Source organism: Paracoccus sp. Z118, assembly GCF_019061185.1.
Taxonomy (GTDB): domain Bacteria; phylum Pseudomonadota; class Alphaproteobacteria; order Rhodobacterales; family Rhodobacteraceae; genus Paracoccus.
Genome location: NZ_JAHQZU010000110.1, coordinates 1 through 579, shown reverse-complemented (window position 1 = coordinate 579; position 579 = coordinate 1). Strand labels below are relative to the sequence as shown.

At 64.4% G+C, this 579-nt stretch carries 1 pseudogene; it reads left to right on the top strand.

From position 1 onward, the window contains the following. Positions 1-579: pseudogene (locus tag KTN05_RS17740) on the top strand (IS3 family transposase); the annotation flags it as partial.

Here is a 579-nt window from a genome sequence, read left to right as displayed (position 1 = left end):
CTCGCGCTGATGCGCCGGATCGACGAGTTGCACCTGGAGTATCCCTTCGCAGGCGGCCGGATGCTGAAAGGCCTGCTGCAGGCCGAAGGGCACCAGGTCGGCCGGCTTCACGTCTCGACGCTGATGAAGAAGATGGCGATTGCGGCGCTCTACCGCCGTCCGAACACGTCGAAGCCGGCGCCGGGCCACAAGGTCTATCCTTATCTGCTGCGGAATCTGGCGGTGATGCGGCCGAACCAGGTCTGGGCGATGGACATCACCTGCATTCCGATGGCGCGGGGCTTCGTCTACCTAGCCGCCGTCGTCGACTGGTTCAGCCGCAAGGTCCTGGCCTGGCGGCTCTCGATCACGCTGTCGGCGGACTTCTGCATCGAGGCGCTGGAAGAGGCGCTCGCCCACCACGGTCGGCCCGAGATTTTCAACAGCGACCAGGGCTCGCAGTTCATCAGCGCCGGCTTCATCAAGGTGCTGAGGAGCACTGAGATCGCCATCAGCATGGACGGCAAGGGGTCGGCGTATACGCCGACGGCGCGACAACATCTTCGTCGAGCGGCTCTGGCGGACGGTGAAATACGAGGA